This window comes from Gordonia pseudamarae (assembly GCF_025273675.1).
GTDB classification, from domain to species: domain Bacteria; phylum Actinomycetota; class Actinomycetes; order Mycobacteriales; family Mycobacteriaceae; genus Gordonia; species Gordonia pseudamarae.
Genome location: NZ_CP045809.1, coordinates 4,324,551 through 4,340,080, shown reverse-complemented (window position 1 = coordinate 4,340,080; position 15,530 = coordinate 4,324,551). Strand labels below are relative to the sequence as shown.

The 15,530-nt window shown below is 67.0% G+C and carries 13 protein-coding genes and 1 pseudogene; 7 read left to right on the top strand and 7 right to left on the bottom strand.

From position 1 onward, the window contains the following. Nucleotides 1-21 precede the first annotated feature (21 nt). Nucleotides 22-1,455, top strand: coding sequence for a cytochrome P450 (locus GII31_RS18960; protein ID WP_213244916.1), 1,434 nt, complete (start codon nt 22-24; stop codon nt 1,453-1,455). Between the two features lie 56 nt (nt 1,456-1,511). On the opposite strand, the pseudogene GII31_RS18955 reads toward GII31_RS18960, so the two are convergent. Further along, nucleotides 1,512-1,949 (bottom strand): annotated as a pseudogene (locus GII31_RS18955) (aldehyde dehydrogenase family protein); the annotation flags it as partial. Nucleotides 1,950-2,285: 336 nt separating this feature from the next. On the opposite strand from GII31_RS18955, the gene GII31_RS18945 reads away from it, so the two are divergent. Then, nucleotides 2,286-4,286: a CocE/NonD family hydrolase gene (locus GII31_RS18945; protein WP_246221951.1), complete on the top strand. Its 2,001-nt coding sequence runs from the start codon at nt 2,286-2,288 to the stop codon at nt 4,284-4,286. 125 nt (nt 4,287-4,411) lie between these two features. Here the strand turns inward: GII31_RS18945 and GII31_RS18940 are convergent, their stop codons facing one another. Next, nucleotides 4,412-5,920: an aldehyde dehydrogenase gene (locus GII31_RS18940; RefSeq protein WP_213244914.1), complete on the bottom strand. Its 1,509-nt coding sequence runs from the start codon at nt 5,918-5,920 to the stop codon at nt 4,412-4,414. A 101-nt stretch (nt 5,921-6,021) separates the two neighbouring features. Here GII31_RS18940 and GII31_RS18935 point away from each other — a divergent pair, with 101 nt between their 5' ends. After that, a complete protein-coding gene (locus GII31_RS18935; protein ID WP_213244913.1) occupies nt 6,022-7,689 on the top strand; it encodes an ABC-F family ATP-binding cassette domain-containing protein in 1,668 nt (555 codons plus the stop codon). Nucleotides 7,690-7,961: 272 nt separating this feature from the next. On the opposite strand, the gene GII31_RS18930 is transcribed toward GII31_RS18935, so the two are convergent. After that, nucleotides 7,962-8,651 carry an LON peptidase substrate-binding domain-containing protein gene (locus GII31_RS18930; RefSeq protein ID WP_213244912.1) on the bottom strand — a complete coding sequence of 230 codons (690 nt, stop codon included), beginning with the start codon at nt 8,649-8,651 and terminating at the stop codon, nt 7,962-7,964. Nucleotides 8,652-8,691: 40 nt separating this feature from the next. Beyond that, nucleotides 8,692-9,000 (bottom strand): antibiotic biosynthesis monooxygenase family protein, encoded by a 309-nt coding sequence (locus tag GII31_RS18925; protein WP_213244911.1) that lies wholly within the window; start codon nt 8,998-9,000, stop codon nt 8,692-8,694. 201 nt (nt 9,001-9,201) lie between these two features. Here GII31_RS18925 and GII31_RS18920 point away from each other — a divergent pair, with 201 nt between their 5' ends. Then, nucleotides 9,202-9,996: an alpha/beta fold hydrolase gene (locus tag GII31_RS18920; RefSeq protein WP_213250695.1), complete on the top strand. Its 795-nt coding sequence runs from the start codon at nt 9,202-9,204 to the stop codon at nt 9,994-9,996. A gap of 121 nt (nt 9,997-10,117) precedes the next feature. Here the strand turns inward: GII31_RS18920 and GII31_RS18915 are convergent, their stop codons facing one another. Together GII31_RS18915 and GII31_RS18910 are read right to left on the bottom strand one after the other, a co-directional pair. After that, on the bottom strand, nt 10,118-11,203 hold the full coding sequence (locus GII31_RS18915; RefSeq protein ID WP_213244910.1) for a DUF2189 domain-containing protein: 1,086 nt from the start codon (nt 11,201-11,203) through the stop codon (nt 10,118-10,120). 110 nt (nt 11,204-11,313) lie between these two features. Continuing rightward, nucleotides 11,314-12,225 carry an HhH-GPD family protein gene (locus GII31_RS18910; RefSeq protein WP_213244909.1) on the bottom strand — a complete coding sequence of 304 codons (912 nt, stop codon included), beginning with the start codon at nt 12,223-12,225 and terminating at the stop codon, nt 11,314-11,316. On the opposite strand from GII31_RS18910, the gene GII31_RS18905 reads away from it, so the two are divergent. After that, nucleotides 12,224-12,862, top strand: coding sequence for a carbonic anhydrase (locus GII31_RS18905; protein WP_213244908.1), 639 nt, complete (start codon nt 12,224-12,226; stop codon nt 12,860-12,862). The two genes, GII31_RS18910 and GII31_RS18905, sit on opposite strands and share 2 nt — an antisense overlap. Nucleotides 12,863-12,940: 78 nt before the next feature. Next, nucleotides 12,941-13,693 carry a hypothetical protein gene (locus tag GII31_RS18900; protein WP_213244907.1) on the top strand — a complete coding sequence of 251 codons (753 nt, stop codon included), beginning with the start codon at nt 12,941-12,943 and terminating at the stop codon, nt 13,691-13,693. A gap of 82 nt (nt 13,694-13,775) precedes the next feature. Here the strand turns inward: GII31_RS18900 and disA are convergent, their stop codons facing one another. Further along, nucleotides 13,776-14,873, bottom strand: coding sequence for a DNA integrity scanning diadenylate cyclase DisA (gene disA / locus GII31_RS18895; protein ID WP_213244906.1), 1,098 nt, complete (start codon nt 14,871-14,873; stop codon nt 13,776-13,778). Between the two features lie 44 nt (nt 14,874-14,917). Here disA and GII31_RS18890 point away from each other — a divergent pair, with 44 nt between their 5' ends. Next, a complete protein-coding gene (locus GII31_RS18890; RefSeq protein ID WP_213244905.1) occupies nt 14,918-15,463 on the top strand; it encodes a PaaI family thioesterase in 546 nt (181 codons plus the stop codon). Nucleotides 15,464-15,530 lie beyond the last annotated feature (67 nt).

The following is a 15,530-nucleotide window of genomic DNA, read 5'->3' as shown; positions in this document are numbered from 1 at the left end:
TAGGTGGAAGGGCGAGCACCGATGAAATCGATCCAGGCGGTGCGTCGGAATCTACTACGGGCACAGGCGGGTTACCCGCGTCCCGAGCGTCCGCTCGCGCCTGCACCCGTCGGTTCGGGGCTGCTGTCAGTCCCCGGCGATTCGGGTCTGCCCCTGGTGGGTAACACGGTGGATATGCTGGGAAACCCGCTGGGCAATGTGCTGCGGCAATATCGGCGATACGGTCAGGTGTCGTGGTCACGGTGGTTCGGTGGCAATATTGTCCACCTGATCGGTCCGGATGCGATCGAGGCGGCGTGGATGGACCGCGACGGAGTGATGTCGTCCGAACTTGGTTGGGGTCAATTGATCGGTCCGTTTTTCGACCGCGGCCTCATGTTGCTGGACTTCGCCGAGCATCGGCACCACCGTCGGATCATGCAGGCCGCGTTCACGCCGCGGCGCCTCGACGGATACCTGGAACTCATGGCTCCGCTCGTCGCCGATCACATTTCGGAGTGGGATGGGGGACAGGGATTCCCGGCTTCGGCCCGGATCAAGGGTCTTCTCCTCGCGGTAGCGAGCGAGGTATTCATGGGCTCGGAGCTCGCACCCGAGCACACCCGCAGGCTGGAGGAAGCGTTCGACGCGACGGTGCACGGCGGACGTGCGTTTCTTCGTGCCGACGTCGGCAACTTCACCTGGGCACGGGGCCTGCGTGGGCGCGAGATGCTGCAGGAGTACTTCCGTTCCTGGATACCGGCACGGCGTGCCGGAAGCGGTGGTGATCTGTTCACCGTGTTGTGCAACAGCTCCGACGAGGACGGTAACGCCTTCACGGACGAAGACGTCGTCAATCACATGATCTTCGCCATGATGGCGGCACATGACACCACGAGCGTTGCGCTATCGATGATGGTGTACTATTTGGGCCTTCATCGTGATTGGCAGGATAGACTGCGGGAAGAATCTTGTGAGCTGGGCGACTCGGCGATCACGGTCAAGAGCCTGGACGCGTTGTCCGGAATGGACCTGGTATTCAGGGAAACCGTTCGTATTAACGCGCCCGTCGGAATGATATTCCGAAAAACAGTCCGCGACACGGATATTCTGGGGCACTACATACCGCAAGGCTGTCTCGTGGGAATACACCCATGGGCTACGATGCAACTGCCCGAATGGTGGCCCGAGCCTAAACGCTGGGACCCCGAACGATTCTCACCGGAACGAAGTGAGGACCGAGTGCACAGGTTCGCCTGGGCTCCCTTCGGTGGCGGTGCCCACCGATGCATCGGAATGTATTTCGCTGCGATGGAGGCGAAACTCATTCTCCATCAGCTGTTGACCAAGTTCGAATGGTCGGTGCCGCAAGGATATCGGATCAGGTTCACCTATGGCACCGGTGCGGTGCCGGCCGATGGATTGCCGATCGACGTCTGCCGTTTGCGCACGCCCCGATCGTCGGTGGTTCATTGATCTCCTAAGCCCGGACCGCACCGGTGCGGGCCGGGCTACTCGGTTACTGGGATGACTCAGGGGTTCTGTGGCACTTGGTAACCCGTCGGCAGCATTGTCGACTTGTGTTCGAGGAACGCTTCGAGCCCTTCGGGTCCGCATTCGCGGCCGATGCCGGAGTTCTTGAAACCGCCGAACGGGGAGCCCGGATCGATGGCGTAGAAGTTGATGCCGAAGGTGCCGGTGCGGATCTTCTCGGAGATCGCGATGCCGCGTTCGACGTCGGCGGTCCATACCGTGCCGGCCAGACCGTAGTCGGAGTCGTTGGCGATGGCGATGGCCTCATCGACGTCGTCGTAGGCGATGACCGAGAGCACCGGGCCGAAGATCTCCTCCTGTGCGATCGCCATATCGTTGGTGACTCCGGTGAAGATCGTCGGAGTGAGAAAGTACCCGCCGTCGAGGCCGTCGGGGCGGCCACCGTCGAGGACTGCGGTGGCCCCGCTGCCTTGCCCGCCTCGATGTCGACCCGGTGAAGGTACGGCAGGTGGCTGCGCTGATGCCGGCGGCCCCGCGCGGGCTCGCCTCGGAACGGACGCTGGGTACTTGCAGGGATCTCGACGACGCCCGCGCGGGTCTGATCGGCGCGGTATGCGCATATCCGGCGGCTTGACATCAAGTTACCCGTGAGTTGGGATCTATGGCGTGGGGTACATCGCCGGCTGTCGGCGACGCACATTACATCGGCGTACCGCGTCGGTGGTGCGGTGTGGTTCCGAGGGTGCTTCACCCTGAGGGGGAGGGTCATTATGGGTTTGGGTTTGAGGCGCGTGGGGGTCATCCTTCTCGCGGTGCTGTCTGTTGTTGCCGCGTTGTGCGTGGCCGTCCCACGGGCCGATGCCGCCCCGCTCGGATTGCACCCGGCGCAGTGGACGAAGACCGCACAGAGCGAGCGGCAGAAGTATCCGCGCGTCGCCGTCAGCACCAGCGTGCCCATCCACATGTCCGACGGCACCGTGCTCCGCGCCGACGTGTACCGCCCCGCCGACTCAAGCGGCCGGGCCGTCGACACCAAGACGCCGGTCATCGTCAACATGACCCCGTACAACAAGCTGATCAGCATGATCGCCGGAGCCGCCGCCAACTACCCCGAATTGTCCAAGCAGGCGTTCGATCTGCTGGCGAGCGTCAACCTGTCGGGCACCGGGATCTCGGGCACCGAACGACTGCTCAAGGTCGCCGCCGGTGGTGTGCCGTCCATCTTCTCCGTCGACGAGAAACTGGTCCGGTCCGGGTACACGCAGATCGTCGCCGAAGTCCGGGGCACCGGCGGCGGTTCGCAGGGTGTGTGGGATGTGTTCGGCAGCCGCGAACAACGTGACACTATCGAGGTTCTCGACTGGGCGCGGACGCGGTCCTACTCCAACGGCAAACTCGGTATGTCCGGGTACTCGTATTCGGCGATCAACCAGATTCAGGCTGCCGCGAAACGGCCCAAGGGCCTCGGCGCGATCTTCCCCGCCGCGCCGATGAGCGACATCGTCGCCGACGTGGTCGCGCCGGGATCGGGTTTCGGTGCGGGTTTTCTCGGGCTATGGCTGTTCGCGGTGAACGCCACCAAGTTCATCCCCGATCTGCCGAGACTGCTGCGCGGACAGTTCGATCCGAAGTGGCTGGCCGATCGCATCGCGAACCCGGCGGTGTTCATCCCCGAGTACATCGAGGGCCTGACCGCCCCGAGCGTCGACGAACTGACCGGTCGCACAAGGGACCTGGTGTCCATGAAGTCCGCGTATCGGAAGGCGCTGACCACTGATGCCGCCAACATCACCACCCCGGCGTTCGTGATCGGCGGCTGGCAGGACCTGTTCACCAACATGGAATGGCGCGCCCTCAACCAGCTCAGTGGATTGCCGGACGACAAGAAGAAGCTGGTGATGAGCACCGGCCAGCACGTGACCAACGGTTGGGACATGGGCCGGAAGGGAACACCGCCGAGCATCACCTCGTTGCAGCGGGCCTGGTTCGACAAGTGGCTCAAAGGCGTCGACAACGGCATCGACAAGTACTCGCAGGCCACCAGTCATCAACAGGGTGGTGGCTGGGTGCAGTCGGCCACCATGCCCCGCACCGATCAGACCCATCGCAGGCTCTACCTGAACGCGGCGCACAGCGGCACCGCGCCGACCGCCCTCAAAGACGGTTCACTGCGATCGTCCGGCGGAACCAAGGCGGCCAAGTGGACGGTATCGGCGGGGGTCACCACGCTCTGCTCAGGTGACTCCAACCGGGCGTTCGTGGGCCTCATCAGCCCGATCGACGGCTGTGCCAACGACAACCGGGTCAGCGAACGCAACGGCCTCACCTTCACCTCCGCGCCGGTGAAGCAGGCGACGTCGATCAACGGTGCGGTCAACGTCCACGTGCGAACCCAGGTGGACGCCCGCGACGGCTTCTATGTCGCGGTGCTCACCGACGTCGCCCCCGACGGGCGGTCGACGATCCTCACCACAGGCAATATGACGGTGTCGATCCGCAACCAGATGGTGCCGGCGCAATCGACGTACGCCCCCAACGGCGATGTCGTCGACCCGTACTACGCGCTCGACGCCTTCACTCGCGCAACCGTGAAACCGGGTTCGGTCCAGAACCTGGACATCGGGTTGCTGGGTACCGACGCCCTGCTCAAGCGCGGCCACCGGCTGCGGGTCACCCTGTACGCCTACAACGCCCCGCAGAGTGTCAGCTTCGGGCCCATCACCAACGACAGCGGCCTCAAACCGCAGCACATCCTGCTCGACCCGAAGAACCCGAGCTGGGTGCAGGTGCCGAGCAACCGCCCCATCGGCTGATCGGTCGATCCCCAAGGGGGCCGGCGGCGTTCGATGCATGACGCAGCCACCCCAGGCCCGCTGGGGCCTGGGGTGGCTGCGCGTGCTCCCCGGTCGGCTACATTCGTAGCCGGCCGGTGGGCGTTTCAGGAGTCCTGTGACACCTGGTAGCCGGCGGGCAGCATCGTCGACTTGTGTTCGAGGAACGCTTCGAGCCCTTCGGGTCCGCATTCGCGGCCGATGCCGGAGTTCTTGAAACCGCCGAACGGGGAGCCCGGATCGATGGCGTAGAAGTTGATGCCGAAGGTGCCGGTGCGGATCTTCTCGGAGATCGCGATGCCGCGTTCGACGTCGGCGGTCCATACCGTGCCGGCCAGACCGTAGTCGGAGTCGTTGGCGATGGCGATGGCCTCATCGACGTCGTCGTAGGCGATGACCGAGAGCACCGGGCCGAAGATCTCCTCCTGTGCGATCGCCATATCGTTGGTGACTCCGGTGAAGATCGTCGGAGTGAGAAAGTACCCGCCGTCGAGGCCGTCGGGGCGGCCACCGTCGAGGACTGCGGTGGCCCCCGCTGCCTTGCCCGCCTCGATGTAGCCCTCGATGCGCTGTCGCTGGCGTTCGCTGATCACGGGGCCGAGTTGGGCGGACGGGTCGTCGGGCAGGCCCACGGTCATCGTCCGGGCGGCGGCGACCATCGCCTCGACGATTTCGTCATGGCGGCTGCGCGGCACCAGGATTCGGGTTTGCGCGACGCATGCCTGGCCGGTGTTGAACAGGCCGAGGAAGGTGATCATGTAGCCGTTGGCGGCGATGTCGACGTCGTCGAGGACGATTGCGGCGGACTTGCCGCCCAGCTCAAGTGAGCACCGTTTGAGGCTGTGGGCGCAGGCCGCGCCGATTGCCTTGCCCGCGGCGGTGGATCCGGTGAAGGTGATCTTGTCGACGCCGGGATGCTCGACAAGTGCCTTTCCGGTGTCGGCGCCGCCCGGCACCACCGAGATCACGCCGTCGGGCACGCCCGCCTCGGCGAACAGTTCGGCCAGGTAGTTGCCGGTGAGCGGGGTCTCGGGTGCGGGTTTGAGCACGATCGAACATCCGGCTGCGAGCGCGGCGCCGAACTTGTTGCAGATCAAGAACAACGGCACATTCCACGCCGTGATCGCACCCACCACGCCCACGGGTTCGCGGGTGATCCGGGTGGTGCCGAACAGGCCGTCACGGTATTCGACCCACGCGTAGTCGCGGGCGGCCTGAGCGTAGGCGCGCAGGACTCCGGTGCCGGGGAGCTGCTGGAGGGTGGCGATGGCCGCCGGCGGTGCGCCCATCTCGGCGGACACCAGCGAGATGATCTCGGCGCTGCGTTCCTCGATGAGTGCGGCGGCGCGGTCGAGGACATCGGCGCGTTCGGCGGGCGGAACACTGCTCCAGACACCGGAGTCGAAACTCGCGCGTGCGGCCCGTACGGCGGCGTCGACGTCGGTGGCGTCGGCGTCGGGGGCGGAGCCGACGCGGGCGCCGGTGGCGGGGGAGAAGACCTCGACGATGGCTGTGGAGTGGGGATCGACCCACGTGCCCCCGATGTAGAGCTGGTGCCGGTCGCCGCCTACGGTATCGGCGGCCTCGGCGGTGTCAGGCGTGCTGGTTTCAGGCATGGACGTGCGGACTCCCTGTGTGTTGTGACCCACTACACGGCCAATACTAGAACACGTTCTATTTTGTGGGTAGAGGGCTGTCCGGTGCGACGATGGTGTCCATGACCGCAACGCTCGTCGCCAAAGGCCTCGCGGGTGGCTACGCCCACCGCGTGCTGTTCGACAACCTCGACCTGACCGTTGCGCCGGGCGATGTCATCGGCGTCGTCGGCGCCAACGGTGCGGGCAAGACGACGCTGCTGCGGGTGCTCGCGGGCGATCTTGCGCCGCTGGCGGGCACCGTGTCACAGACCCCGCCCGACGCCTTCGTCGGCTGGTTGCCGCAGGAGCACGAACGCGTCGCCGGTGAGACGGTCGCACAGTACGTGGCCCGGCGCACCGGTTGTGCGGCCGCCACGGCGCGGATGGATGCCGCCGCCGAGGCGCTGGGCGCCCCGGAGGCCGCCACCGGCGCCGATCCCGCTGATGTCTACGCCGCCGCCCTCGACCACTGGCTTGCCACCGGTGCCGCCGACCTCGACGAACGGCTGCCCGCGGTGCTCGCCGAACTCGGCCTGGACGCCGACGGTGCGGGTATTGACCCGGGATCGGCGTTCATGACCTCGCTGTCGGGTGGCCAGGCCGCCCGGGTCGGGCTGGCCGCGCTGCTGTGTTCGCGCTTCGATATCGTGCTGCTCGACGAACCCACCAACGACCTCGACCTCGACGGCCTCGCCCGTCTCGAAGAGGTGGTGCGCGGTCTGCGGGGCGGGGTGGTACTGGTCAGTCACGACCGGGAGTTCCTCTCGCACAGCGTGACCCGAGTCCTCGAACTCGATATCGCGCAGCATGCCAACACCATCTACGGTGGTGGCTACGACAGCTACCTCGAAGAACGCGAGGTGGCGCGGCGGCACAAGCGGGAGGCGTACGAGGAGTTCGCCGAACAGAAGGCCGACCTCGTCGCGCGGGCGCGCAAGCAACGCGAATGGTCGAGCCAGGGTGTGCGCAATGCGATCCGCAAAGCACCCGACAACGACAAGATCCGCCGCCGCGCCGCATCCGAGTCGAGTGAGAAGCAGGCGCAGAAGGTGCGGCAGATGGAAAGCCGCATCGCTCGGCTGGCGGAGGTGGAGGAGCCGCGCAAGGAGTGGGTGCTCGAATTCACCATCGGCGCCGCCCCGCGATCGAGCTCGGTTGTCGCCACCCTCAACAACGCTGTTGTGCGGCAAGGAGATTTCACGTTCGGTCCGGTGTCCGTCCAGGTGAACGCGGGCGAGCGGATCGGCATCACCGGTCCCAACGGGGCCGGAAAGACGACGCTGCTCCGGACACTGCTGGGGCACACCGCTCCCGACGAGGGCTCGGCCGCCCTCGGCACCAATGTCGCCATCGGCGAAATCGACCAGGCGCGTGGACAGTTCACCGGACCGGAAACGCTGACCGACCGTTTCGAAAGCCTGATGCCGGACATGTCCACCGCCGATGTCCGCACGCTGTTGGCCAAGTTCGGCCTCCGCGCCGACCACGTAGGCCGTCCCGCCGCCGAACTGTCCCCGGGCGAGCGCACCCGTGCCGGGATGGCGCTGCTACAGGCCCGCGGTGTCAACGTGCTGGTCCTGGACGAGCCCACCAACCACCTCGACCTGCCCGCCATCGAACAACTCGAATCGGCCCTCGATTCGTACGAGGGCACCGTCCTGCTCGTCACCCACGACCGCCGGATGCTGGCTGGTGTTCGGACCGACCGACATTGGCACGTCGATGCCGGCCGGGTCACCGAATCGTAGCGTCGTTCTAACCCGTCACCGGAGTCGAGCTCGGCCCGAACGCTGAACCCGAAGGTCGAGTAGCGCTGCTTGTCCATCTGTCCGCTGCTGGAGCAGCACACCACCTTGCCGTCGCGTGCGTAGCAGGGCTGCCCGTAGCAGAGCTCCGGTGCGACAGTCGTGACGATCGATCGCATGGGCGCCAGCCGACCCGGACCGAGCGTGCGGGGCTGTACGGTCGCCGGTTCCTCAACGAGGGCAGCACCCGGGGGCTGTGATACCCACTGTGCGGGCTACCTCGTGAACTCGACCGCCGCGGCCAGGCCGTCGACGGCGTCGTCGAGGATGCGGAGCTGGGTGTCGGCGTCGTCGGCTTCCAGCAGCAACTGCCGGTCCGATGATCCGAGCGGGAACCGCGCCGCCCAGCCGGCGACACCGAGCTCGTCGTGGAGCGCCTCGTCGAGCCGGGACAGGTCGACGATGGCGCGTTCAACCGGGTTCAGTGCGAGCGCCGCAATGCCGCGGTTGTCGGCGAACTCGTCCAGCAAGGTGGCCACCCGGGCACACAGCGACTCGAATGCGGCTCGATGCTCGGCCGTCACCGGTGGGTTGGGCAGCGGCTGCACGGTCGCCAGTGGGTAGGGGGCTTCGGGAAGCCATTCGACGACACGAAAACGATTGCCGCCCACACAGCTCAGCGATGCCTGACCGTCGGGTCGCCGGGACATCTGGGCGATGTCGGCGTAGGTGCCGACGTCGTATCGGATGTCACCGCCACCCACCTCATGCCCTTGCGAGATGAGCACCACACCGAATCCCGGGGGACTCAGGGTCGGGGTGGGGACGTCGGGGTCGGCCTCGCGGCGTTCGAGCAGTTCCCGGTACTCGCCGAGCGTATCGGTGAGCAACGCCCGGTAGCGGGGCTCGAAAACCCTCAGCGGCAACGAATCCCCGGGCAACAACGCGCGACCCAGCGGGAACATCGGGATTGTCGCGGGTTCCCACCGGTCCACGCGCACCCGCCTACGCGGAGGGCTTCTGGTCGATGACGACCTCGAACTCCAGCAGATCGGCGCCGGAGGCCACCGGATTGCGCTGCTCGCCGGCGTGCGCCTCGCGGGCCGGGCCCTTGGCCCAGGTCTGGAAGTCCTCCTCGGTCGCCCAGTTGGTCACCACGAAGTAGCGGTCCTCGCCCTTGACCGGGCGCAGGAGCTGAAAGCCGAGGAAACCGGGAGAGCCGTCGACCGAATGAGCGCGGGCGTGGAACCGCTTCTCCAACTCGGGGCCTGCGCCCTCGGGAACCCTGATCGCGTTGATCTTCACCACTGACATGGCCACCACCCTACTGCCGTACCGCGGGCCGGGATAGATGCGAGGGCCACTTGCGGTCCGGCCGGAGCTTTGCGCGCCGGGGCGAGGGGCCCTACCGGCGTCCGGTACCGGTCGGTGGCATCGTGGGGGGCGGCATCGTGTGGGTGGCACAGTGTGGGCGGCACAATCGGACGGACGTCCAATATCCTGGTGGACGTGACCATGGCGCCGGACAAGCACTACGCGGACATCGGCCTGCTCGACCACGGCGGCCAGGACGGCCCGCTCGGCCCGATCGTCCTGCTGCACGGACTGATGGGACGTGGGCGCACCTGGCGCAGGCAGATTCCGTGGCTGCGCCGCTACGGTCGCGTGTTCACCTTCGACGCGGCCTTCCACACCGGTGCCGACGTCGATCACCCCGACGATCCGTGCGAGTTGTCCACCGAACGTTTCGTCGCCGACGTCGCCGAGATACTCACCTGGATCGACCTCGGCCCGGCGGTGCTGATCGGGCATTCGATGGGCGGCCTGCACGCCTGGTGCACCGCCGCCGCCTACCCGGAGATGGTGACCGCGCTGGTCGTCGAGGACATGGCCCCCGACTTTCGCGGGCAGACCACCCGATCGTGGACGCCGTGGTTCAACAGCTGGCCTGACCGGTTCGCCTCACTCGAGGCCGCCGAGCAGATGTTCGGCCCGGTTGCCGGCCGCTACTTCTACGAGGCCTTCGACGACGGTGCGCTGCACGGCAGCCTCGATATCTGGGCCGATATCGCCGAGGAGTGGGGCGGACGCCACTTCTGGGATCAGTGGGCCGCGGTCGCCGCGCCGACGCTGGTGATCGAGGCCGAGTACGGCGTCACCCCGGCGGGCCAGATGCGCCGGATGTGCGCCGCCAACCCGAACTCGCGCTACCTCCGGGTGCCGGGAGCCGGACACCTGGTGCACGACGACGCCCCGGACACCTATCGCGGGGCGATCGAGGCGTTCCTGTCGATGGAACAGCCCGACTGACGGCCGCACCGGTCGACCGGCGGCCTGAACCGAGGGCGATCACCGAAGTGATCGGCGCAGAAGAATCCCGGTGCCCCCTGAGGAGGCACCGGGATGTCGGGAAAGGTCGTGCGTCGGACCGTCAGTAGGCGGGAGCCGCACCCGGGGCGGGAGCGATCTGCCCACCGGTCATCCGGCGGTAGCAGTGCACGTAGAACAGCTGTGCCAGCGGCAGCGTCACGATCAGGCCGATGTAGCACACAATGGCGCCGACGCCACCGATGATGCCGGCGAGCAGCCACGCGATGAGCGAATCGCCGAGGTTGTTCTTCGCCAGCTCGAACGACGCCTTGATCGCGTTCACCGGGGACAGCGACTTGTCGATGGCGATGACGATCGCGAACTGCGCGAAGAAGGCGACGATGATGCCACCGATGATCACGATCGAGCCGATCGCCACACCGACGGCGACGAGCAGCGCGGTCAGGACGACCGGAACGAGATTGCGCGGAACCAGGAAGTCGCGCGCGGTCACGTCGACACCGTCGGCGACCTTCAACGCGCCGGAGATGATTGCCGACGACAGGTACAGCAGCACGAACCCGAACACGAAGTACAGCAGCATCAGGAAGATCAGGCCGATCGGATTGATCTCCGATGTCGTCGTCGTGTACGAGTAGTCGCCACTGCCGACGCGGACGGTTTCCTCATTGACCGACAGCGCGGTGCCGAAGATCGCCAGGATCAGCAGGATCACGGCGGCGCCGAACACGGCCAGACCCGGCAGGATCATCACCCCGATCTTGGCGCGGAACTGGGCCCATGCCCAGTTGAACGCCTCGCCCACATCCGGCTTGCCGGGCGCGCCCGGAGCGCCGAAACCGCCCGCGCCGTACTGCGGCGCGCCATAGGGGCTCTGACCCGGCTGGCCGTACTGGCCGCCGGCCGGCTGGCCGTACTGCCCCGGGGTGGGCTGCCCGTACTGGGCGCCGCCCGGCTGGCCGTACTGGCCCGGATTGGGTTGGCCGGGGTCTGGCTGGCCGTACTGGCCCGGATTGGGTTGGCCGGGGTTCGGCTGGCCGTACTGGCCCGGGCCCGGCTGACCGTACGAACCGGGCTGACCGTACGAACCGGGCTGGCCGTACTGCCCCGGATTGCCGCCCTGCTGGTAGGGATCTTTGCCCTCGGGCGAAGAGCCCGACGGCGGAGGAGTTGGGGGGTAAGTCATAGCTCGCGACAGTATCAATACTTGCGAGGTGGTGGGTAAACCCTGGAAACCAATTCATTCGATCGTTGCCCGGCGCACACGCGGCCACGGGCAATCCGGCCACGTCCGTGCTAGCCCTCCCGATCGGGACCGGCTTCCCCGGCCAGACAGAACAGGCCCGACCCGGTGGTCTCCACCAGACCGTCCGACAACAACGAATCCAGTGCGCGATCGCGTTGCGCCACATCGGTGGTCCATACGGCATCGAGGCTGCCCCGTGGCACCGGATCGGCAGAACCGCGCAACACATCGAGCAACAGCCCCCGCACCTGGCGGTCGGTGCCCGCGAACTTCTGCACCGTGCGCGCCGGGCCGGTGTGGGCCGGCCGGCCCCGGCGCACCCACCGGCAATCGGTCAGCGGGCAGTTTTCGCACGCCGGATTCCTTGCCGTGCACACCAGCGCGCCCAACTCCATCAACGCCGCCGAGAACCGCGGCGCGTCGGCCGAATAGGAGCCGTCGGCCGACCTCGGCAGCAACACCTCCGCGTCGTCGAGATCACGCCTGCTCGGGTTGCCCGGTTCGGCCCGCCCGTGCACCGCGCGTGCGATCACCCGGCGCACATTGGTGTCGACGACCGGAACCGCCCGGCCATAGGCGAAACAGGCCACCGCCCGCGCCGTGTAGTCGCCGATCCCCGGCAACTCCAGCAGCGTGGCCACATCGTCGGGAACCATATCGTCGTAGTCGGCGGCCAACACCTGGGCGCAACCGTGCAGCCGCAACGCCCGGCGTGGATAGCCGAGTTTTCCCCACGCCCGCAACACCTCGCCCGGTGACGCCGCGGCCATCGCCGACGGTGTCGGCCACCGCCGCACCCACTCCGACCAGGGCCCCAGCACCCTGGCCACCGGGGTCTGCTGCAACATGATCTCGCTGACCAGAATCTCCCAGCCGCTGCGCCCCGGCTCCCGCCACGGCAGATCACGTTCATGGACGTCGAACCACCCCAGCAGAGTGGTCGGTGGCACACTACTTGACATGACCGAAGGACTCAGCCCAAGAGCGGCCTGGCAAGTGCTCAAAGCGGGCAACGAACGTTTCGTGTCGGGACAATCGCAACATCCCAGTCAGGGTATCGAGGATCGGGAACGGCTTGTCGGCGGGCAATACCCGCACGTCGTGCTCTTCGGTTGCGGCGACTCCCGGCTCGCCGCCGAAATCATCTTCGACCAGGGCCTGGGCGACATGTTCGTCGTCCGCACCGCCGGACACGTCATCGACTCCGCAGTGCTCGGGTCACTCGAATACGGACCCGAAGTCCTGTCCGTACCGCTCATCATCATCCTCGGCCACGACAGTTGCGGAGCCATCGCCGCGACTCTCAGCGCTCTCGACGATCTCCAACTGCCCACCGGGTACATCCGCGACGTCGTCGAGAAGGTGGCACCGAGCATCCTGGCCGGCCGCAGCGAAGGTCTCACCCGCGTCGACGAGTTCGAGGCCCGGCATGTCGTCGAAACCGGTCGTGTCCTCATGCAGCGCAGCCGCATCATCGCCGATCGGGTCAACTCGGGCAAGCTCGCCATTGTCGGCCTCACCTATCAACTGGACCAGGGCAAGATCCATGTCCGCGGCGTGTTCGGTGACATCGGTGAGGTCACCATCGAGCCCGTGTAGTGTCTTTGCCCGAATTCACACTCGACACGCCGCGTCACGTCAGCGCGGTGATCGGGGGCGGCCGATAGCGTGGGCGGGGTGATCGAACCGCACGGGCCGCTGCCTCCTGAAGTCTATTGGCGACGACGCATCCTCGCCGGAGTCGTCGCGCTCGCCGTGGTGGCCGTCATCGTCGGACTGATCGTGTGGACCACCAGCGGTGGCGACTCCACACCCGGCAACACCGAGTCATCGACCTCCGCCTCGTCATCGACACCACCCCCGACCACCACCGAACCCGCCGATGAAAGCATCGACGAACGGGTCACCGGGGGCGGTACCGGCGGTTGGGCCGCATCCGGTGGACCGGCCGACACCTCGACGACGCCCAGCGCCGAACCGTCGGCCACCGCGAGCACCACACCCGGGCCCGTGCCCGCGTCCGGCCTGTGTCCCGACGAGAACATCTCGGTCGTCCTCTACACCGACAAGCCCACCTACACCGTCGGCAGCCAGCCGGTGTTCACCATCGTCGTCACCAACGCGGGCTTGAGCGAATGCACCCGCGATGTGGGCAAATCGGCTCAGGACGTGATTGTGCGCACCCTCGACGGCACCCGCACCCTCTGGACCGCACGCGACTGCTCACCGGTCAAGACCCCCGACAACCGGGTACTCAAACCCGCCCAGCAGGTACGCGACACCATCACCTGGTCGGGCACCACCAGCAGCCCCGGCTGCAACAAGCCCCGCGTGCCCGTGGCCGCGGGCCAGTACCAGGCCATCGGCAAGATCGGGGAGAAAGAATCCTCCCCGATCACCTTCAACGTGGTGAATCCGGCCAGCCGCTAGGGTGTGTCTCCCAATTCCTCCGCCGAGGGCGGCACAGGGAATTGGGAGACACACCCTGGACGCGCGGAGCCCGGTGGCCGGGCTACTCGTAGCGCTCGATGCTCGATTCGGCCAGCCTGGACAGGCCCTCGCGGATGTACCGGGCCCAGATCGAGCCGATGCCCTCGACCGCCTGGAGGTCGGCGGCCGAACTGGCCAGCAGGGCCTGCAGCGAGCCGAAACTGCGGACGAGCCGGTCGACGTGCGCGAACTGCAGCCGCGAGATCCGCGCCAGCAGTCGGTATCCGCGCGGACGCATCGTGGTGTCCTGGGCGTCGATGGTGGTGGGGTAGCCGAATGCGCCGGCCAGTAACGTCAGGTCGAGCAGGTCGGCGTCGGAGAAGCCCTCGATGGTTTCCAGCGCCTGCCGTACCTCCTCGATGGTGGCCGGTTCGGGGCTGGCGTAATAGTCGCGTACCAGCAACTCGCGCATCGTGTCGTTGTCGTGGATCAGCTCCTCCAACTGCAGGCTCACCTGCCGGCCGTTGACGCCGAGCTCAAGCACGTACTCGTCGATCTCCACCGAGACCCGGCGCACCATCTCCATCCGTTGTGCCGTCGACATCGCATCGCGCAACAGGACGTAGTCCTCGATCTCGGCGCGGGAGAGCGCCGCGATCACCTCGTCGAGACGTGACTTGTAGCGTTCGAGCGTCGACAGGGCGACGTTGGCGCGCGAGAGGATCGGGTCGGGGCTGTCGACGACCCGCCGGGTCCCGTCGACGTAGATGCTGACGATCGACATCGACGCGCTCACCGAGATCACCGGGTGACCGGTCTGCACGGCGGTGCGTTCGGCCGCACGATGGCGGGTACCGGACTCTTCGGTCGGGATCGAGGGATCGGGGACCAACTGCACATTGGCGCGCACGATCCGCGATCCGTCGGTCGACAGCACCACCGCGCCGTCCATCTTGGCCAGCTCGCGCAGCCGTGTCGGGGCGAACTCGACATCGAGCTGGAATCCACCGTCGCAGATCTTCTCGACCGCCGAATCGTGGCCGAGCACGATGAGCGCGCCCGTTCCGCCGCGCAGGATCCGCTCGAGGCCGTCGCGCAGCCCGGTGCCCGGTGCGACACGGGCCAGCGTCTCCCGCGTCAAAGCATCCCGGCCGCTCCCGTGCTTGTCTGTGTCGGGCACCGCGTGCCACCTCCTTCGGAGTCCGGCAACTAGCCTAACCATCCATGAGAAGTGAATTCGTCGTGCCCACCGATCTCGACACCGCTACCCGCCACCCGCGGGCCGCCGCGCCGGGCGAACCGGTCGGCGAACACAACCCGGTCTGTTACGGGTGTGGTTCGCGGGCGCCGCACGGGCTGAACCTGCGCACGATCGCCGGAGACGGCCTCACCGTCTGGGCGGACATGGCGGTGACGCCGTGGATGGAGGGCGGTCCCGGGGTCATCCACGGCGGGATCCTGTCGACGGCCTTCGACGAGGTCATGGGTGCGATCCCGAAACTGCTCGGCGCCAACGCCGTGACCGTGCACCTGGAGATCGACTACGGCAAACCCGTGTCCGTCGGATCGACGGTGCGCCTGCACGCCGAACTCCTCGGCGTGCAGCGCCGCAAGATCTTCACCAAAGCAGTTGCCCATCTTGGTGATCCGAACGACTCGTTGGCCATTGCGCATGCGGTGTTCGTGACCATCAAAGGCCGTGAACACTTTTCGGACTACGTGGAGAACAGTCGCGCCGCCGACGAGTACCGGCCGCACTTCACGCCGTGACGTACACGCGCGCGCACCGGCGACGGAACAAGTCCGGAACCGAGATCTCGTCTTCGCCGCCCTGCGA

Coding starts and splice junctions, on each gene's coding strand:
- GII31_RS18960 (WP_213244916.1), top strand. CDS start 22: ATGAAATCGATCCAGGCGGTGCGTCGGAATCTACTACGGGCACAGGCG.
- GII31_RS18940 (WP_213244914.1), bottom strand. CDS start 5,920: ATGCCTGAAACCAGCACGCCTGACACCGCCGAGGCCGCCGATACCGTA.
- GII31_RS18935 (WP_213244913.1), top strand. CDS start 6,022: ATGACCGCAACGCTCGTCGCCAAAGGCCTCGCGGGTGGCTACGCCCAC.
- GII31_RS18930 (WP_213244912.1), bottom strand. CDS start 8,651: ATGTTCCCGCTGGGTCGCGCGTTGTTGCCCGGGGATTCGTTGCCGCTG.
- GII31_RS18925 (WP_213244911.1), bottom strand. CDS start 9,000: ATGTCAGTGGTGAAGATCAACGCGATCAGGGTTCCCGAGGGCGCAGGC.
- GII31_RS18920 (WP_213250695.1), top strand. CDS start 9,202: ATGGCGCCGGACAAGCACTACGCGGACATCGGCCTGCTCGACCACGGC.
- GII31_RS18915 (WP_213244910.1), bottom strand. CDS start 11,203: ATGACTTACCCCCCAACTCCTCCGCCGTCGGGCTCTTCGCCCGAGGGC.
- GII31_RS18905 (WP_213244908.1), top strand. CDS start 12,224: ATGACCGAAGGACTCAGCCCAAGAGCGGCCTGGCAAGTGCTCAAAGCG.
- GII31_RS18910 (WP_213244909.1), bottom strand. CDS start 12,225: ATGTCAAGTAGTGTGCCACCGACCACTCTGCTGGGGTGGTTCGACGTC.
- GII31_RS18890 (WP_213244905.1), top strand. CDS start 14,918: ATGAGAAGTGAATTCGTCGTGCCCACCGATCTCGACACCGCTACCCGC.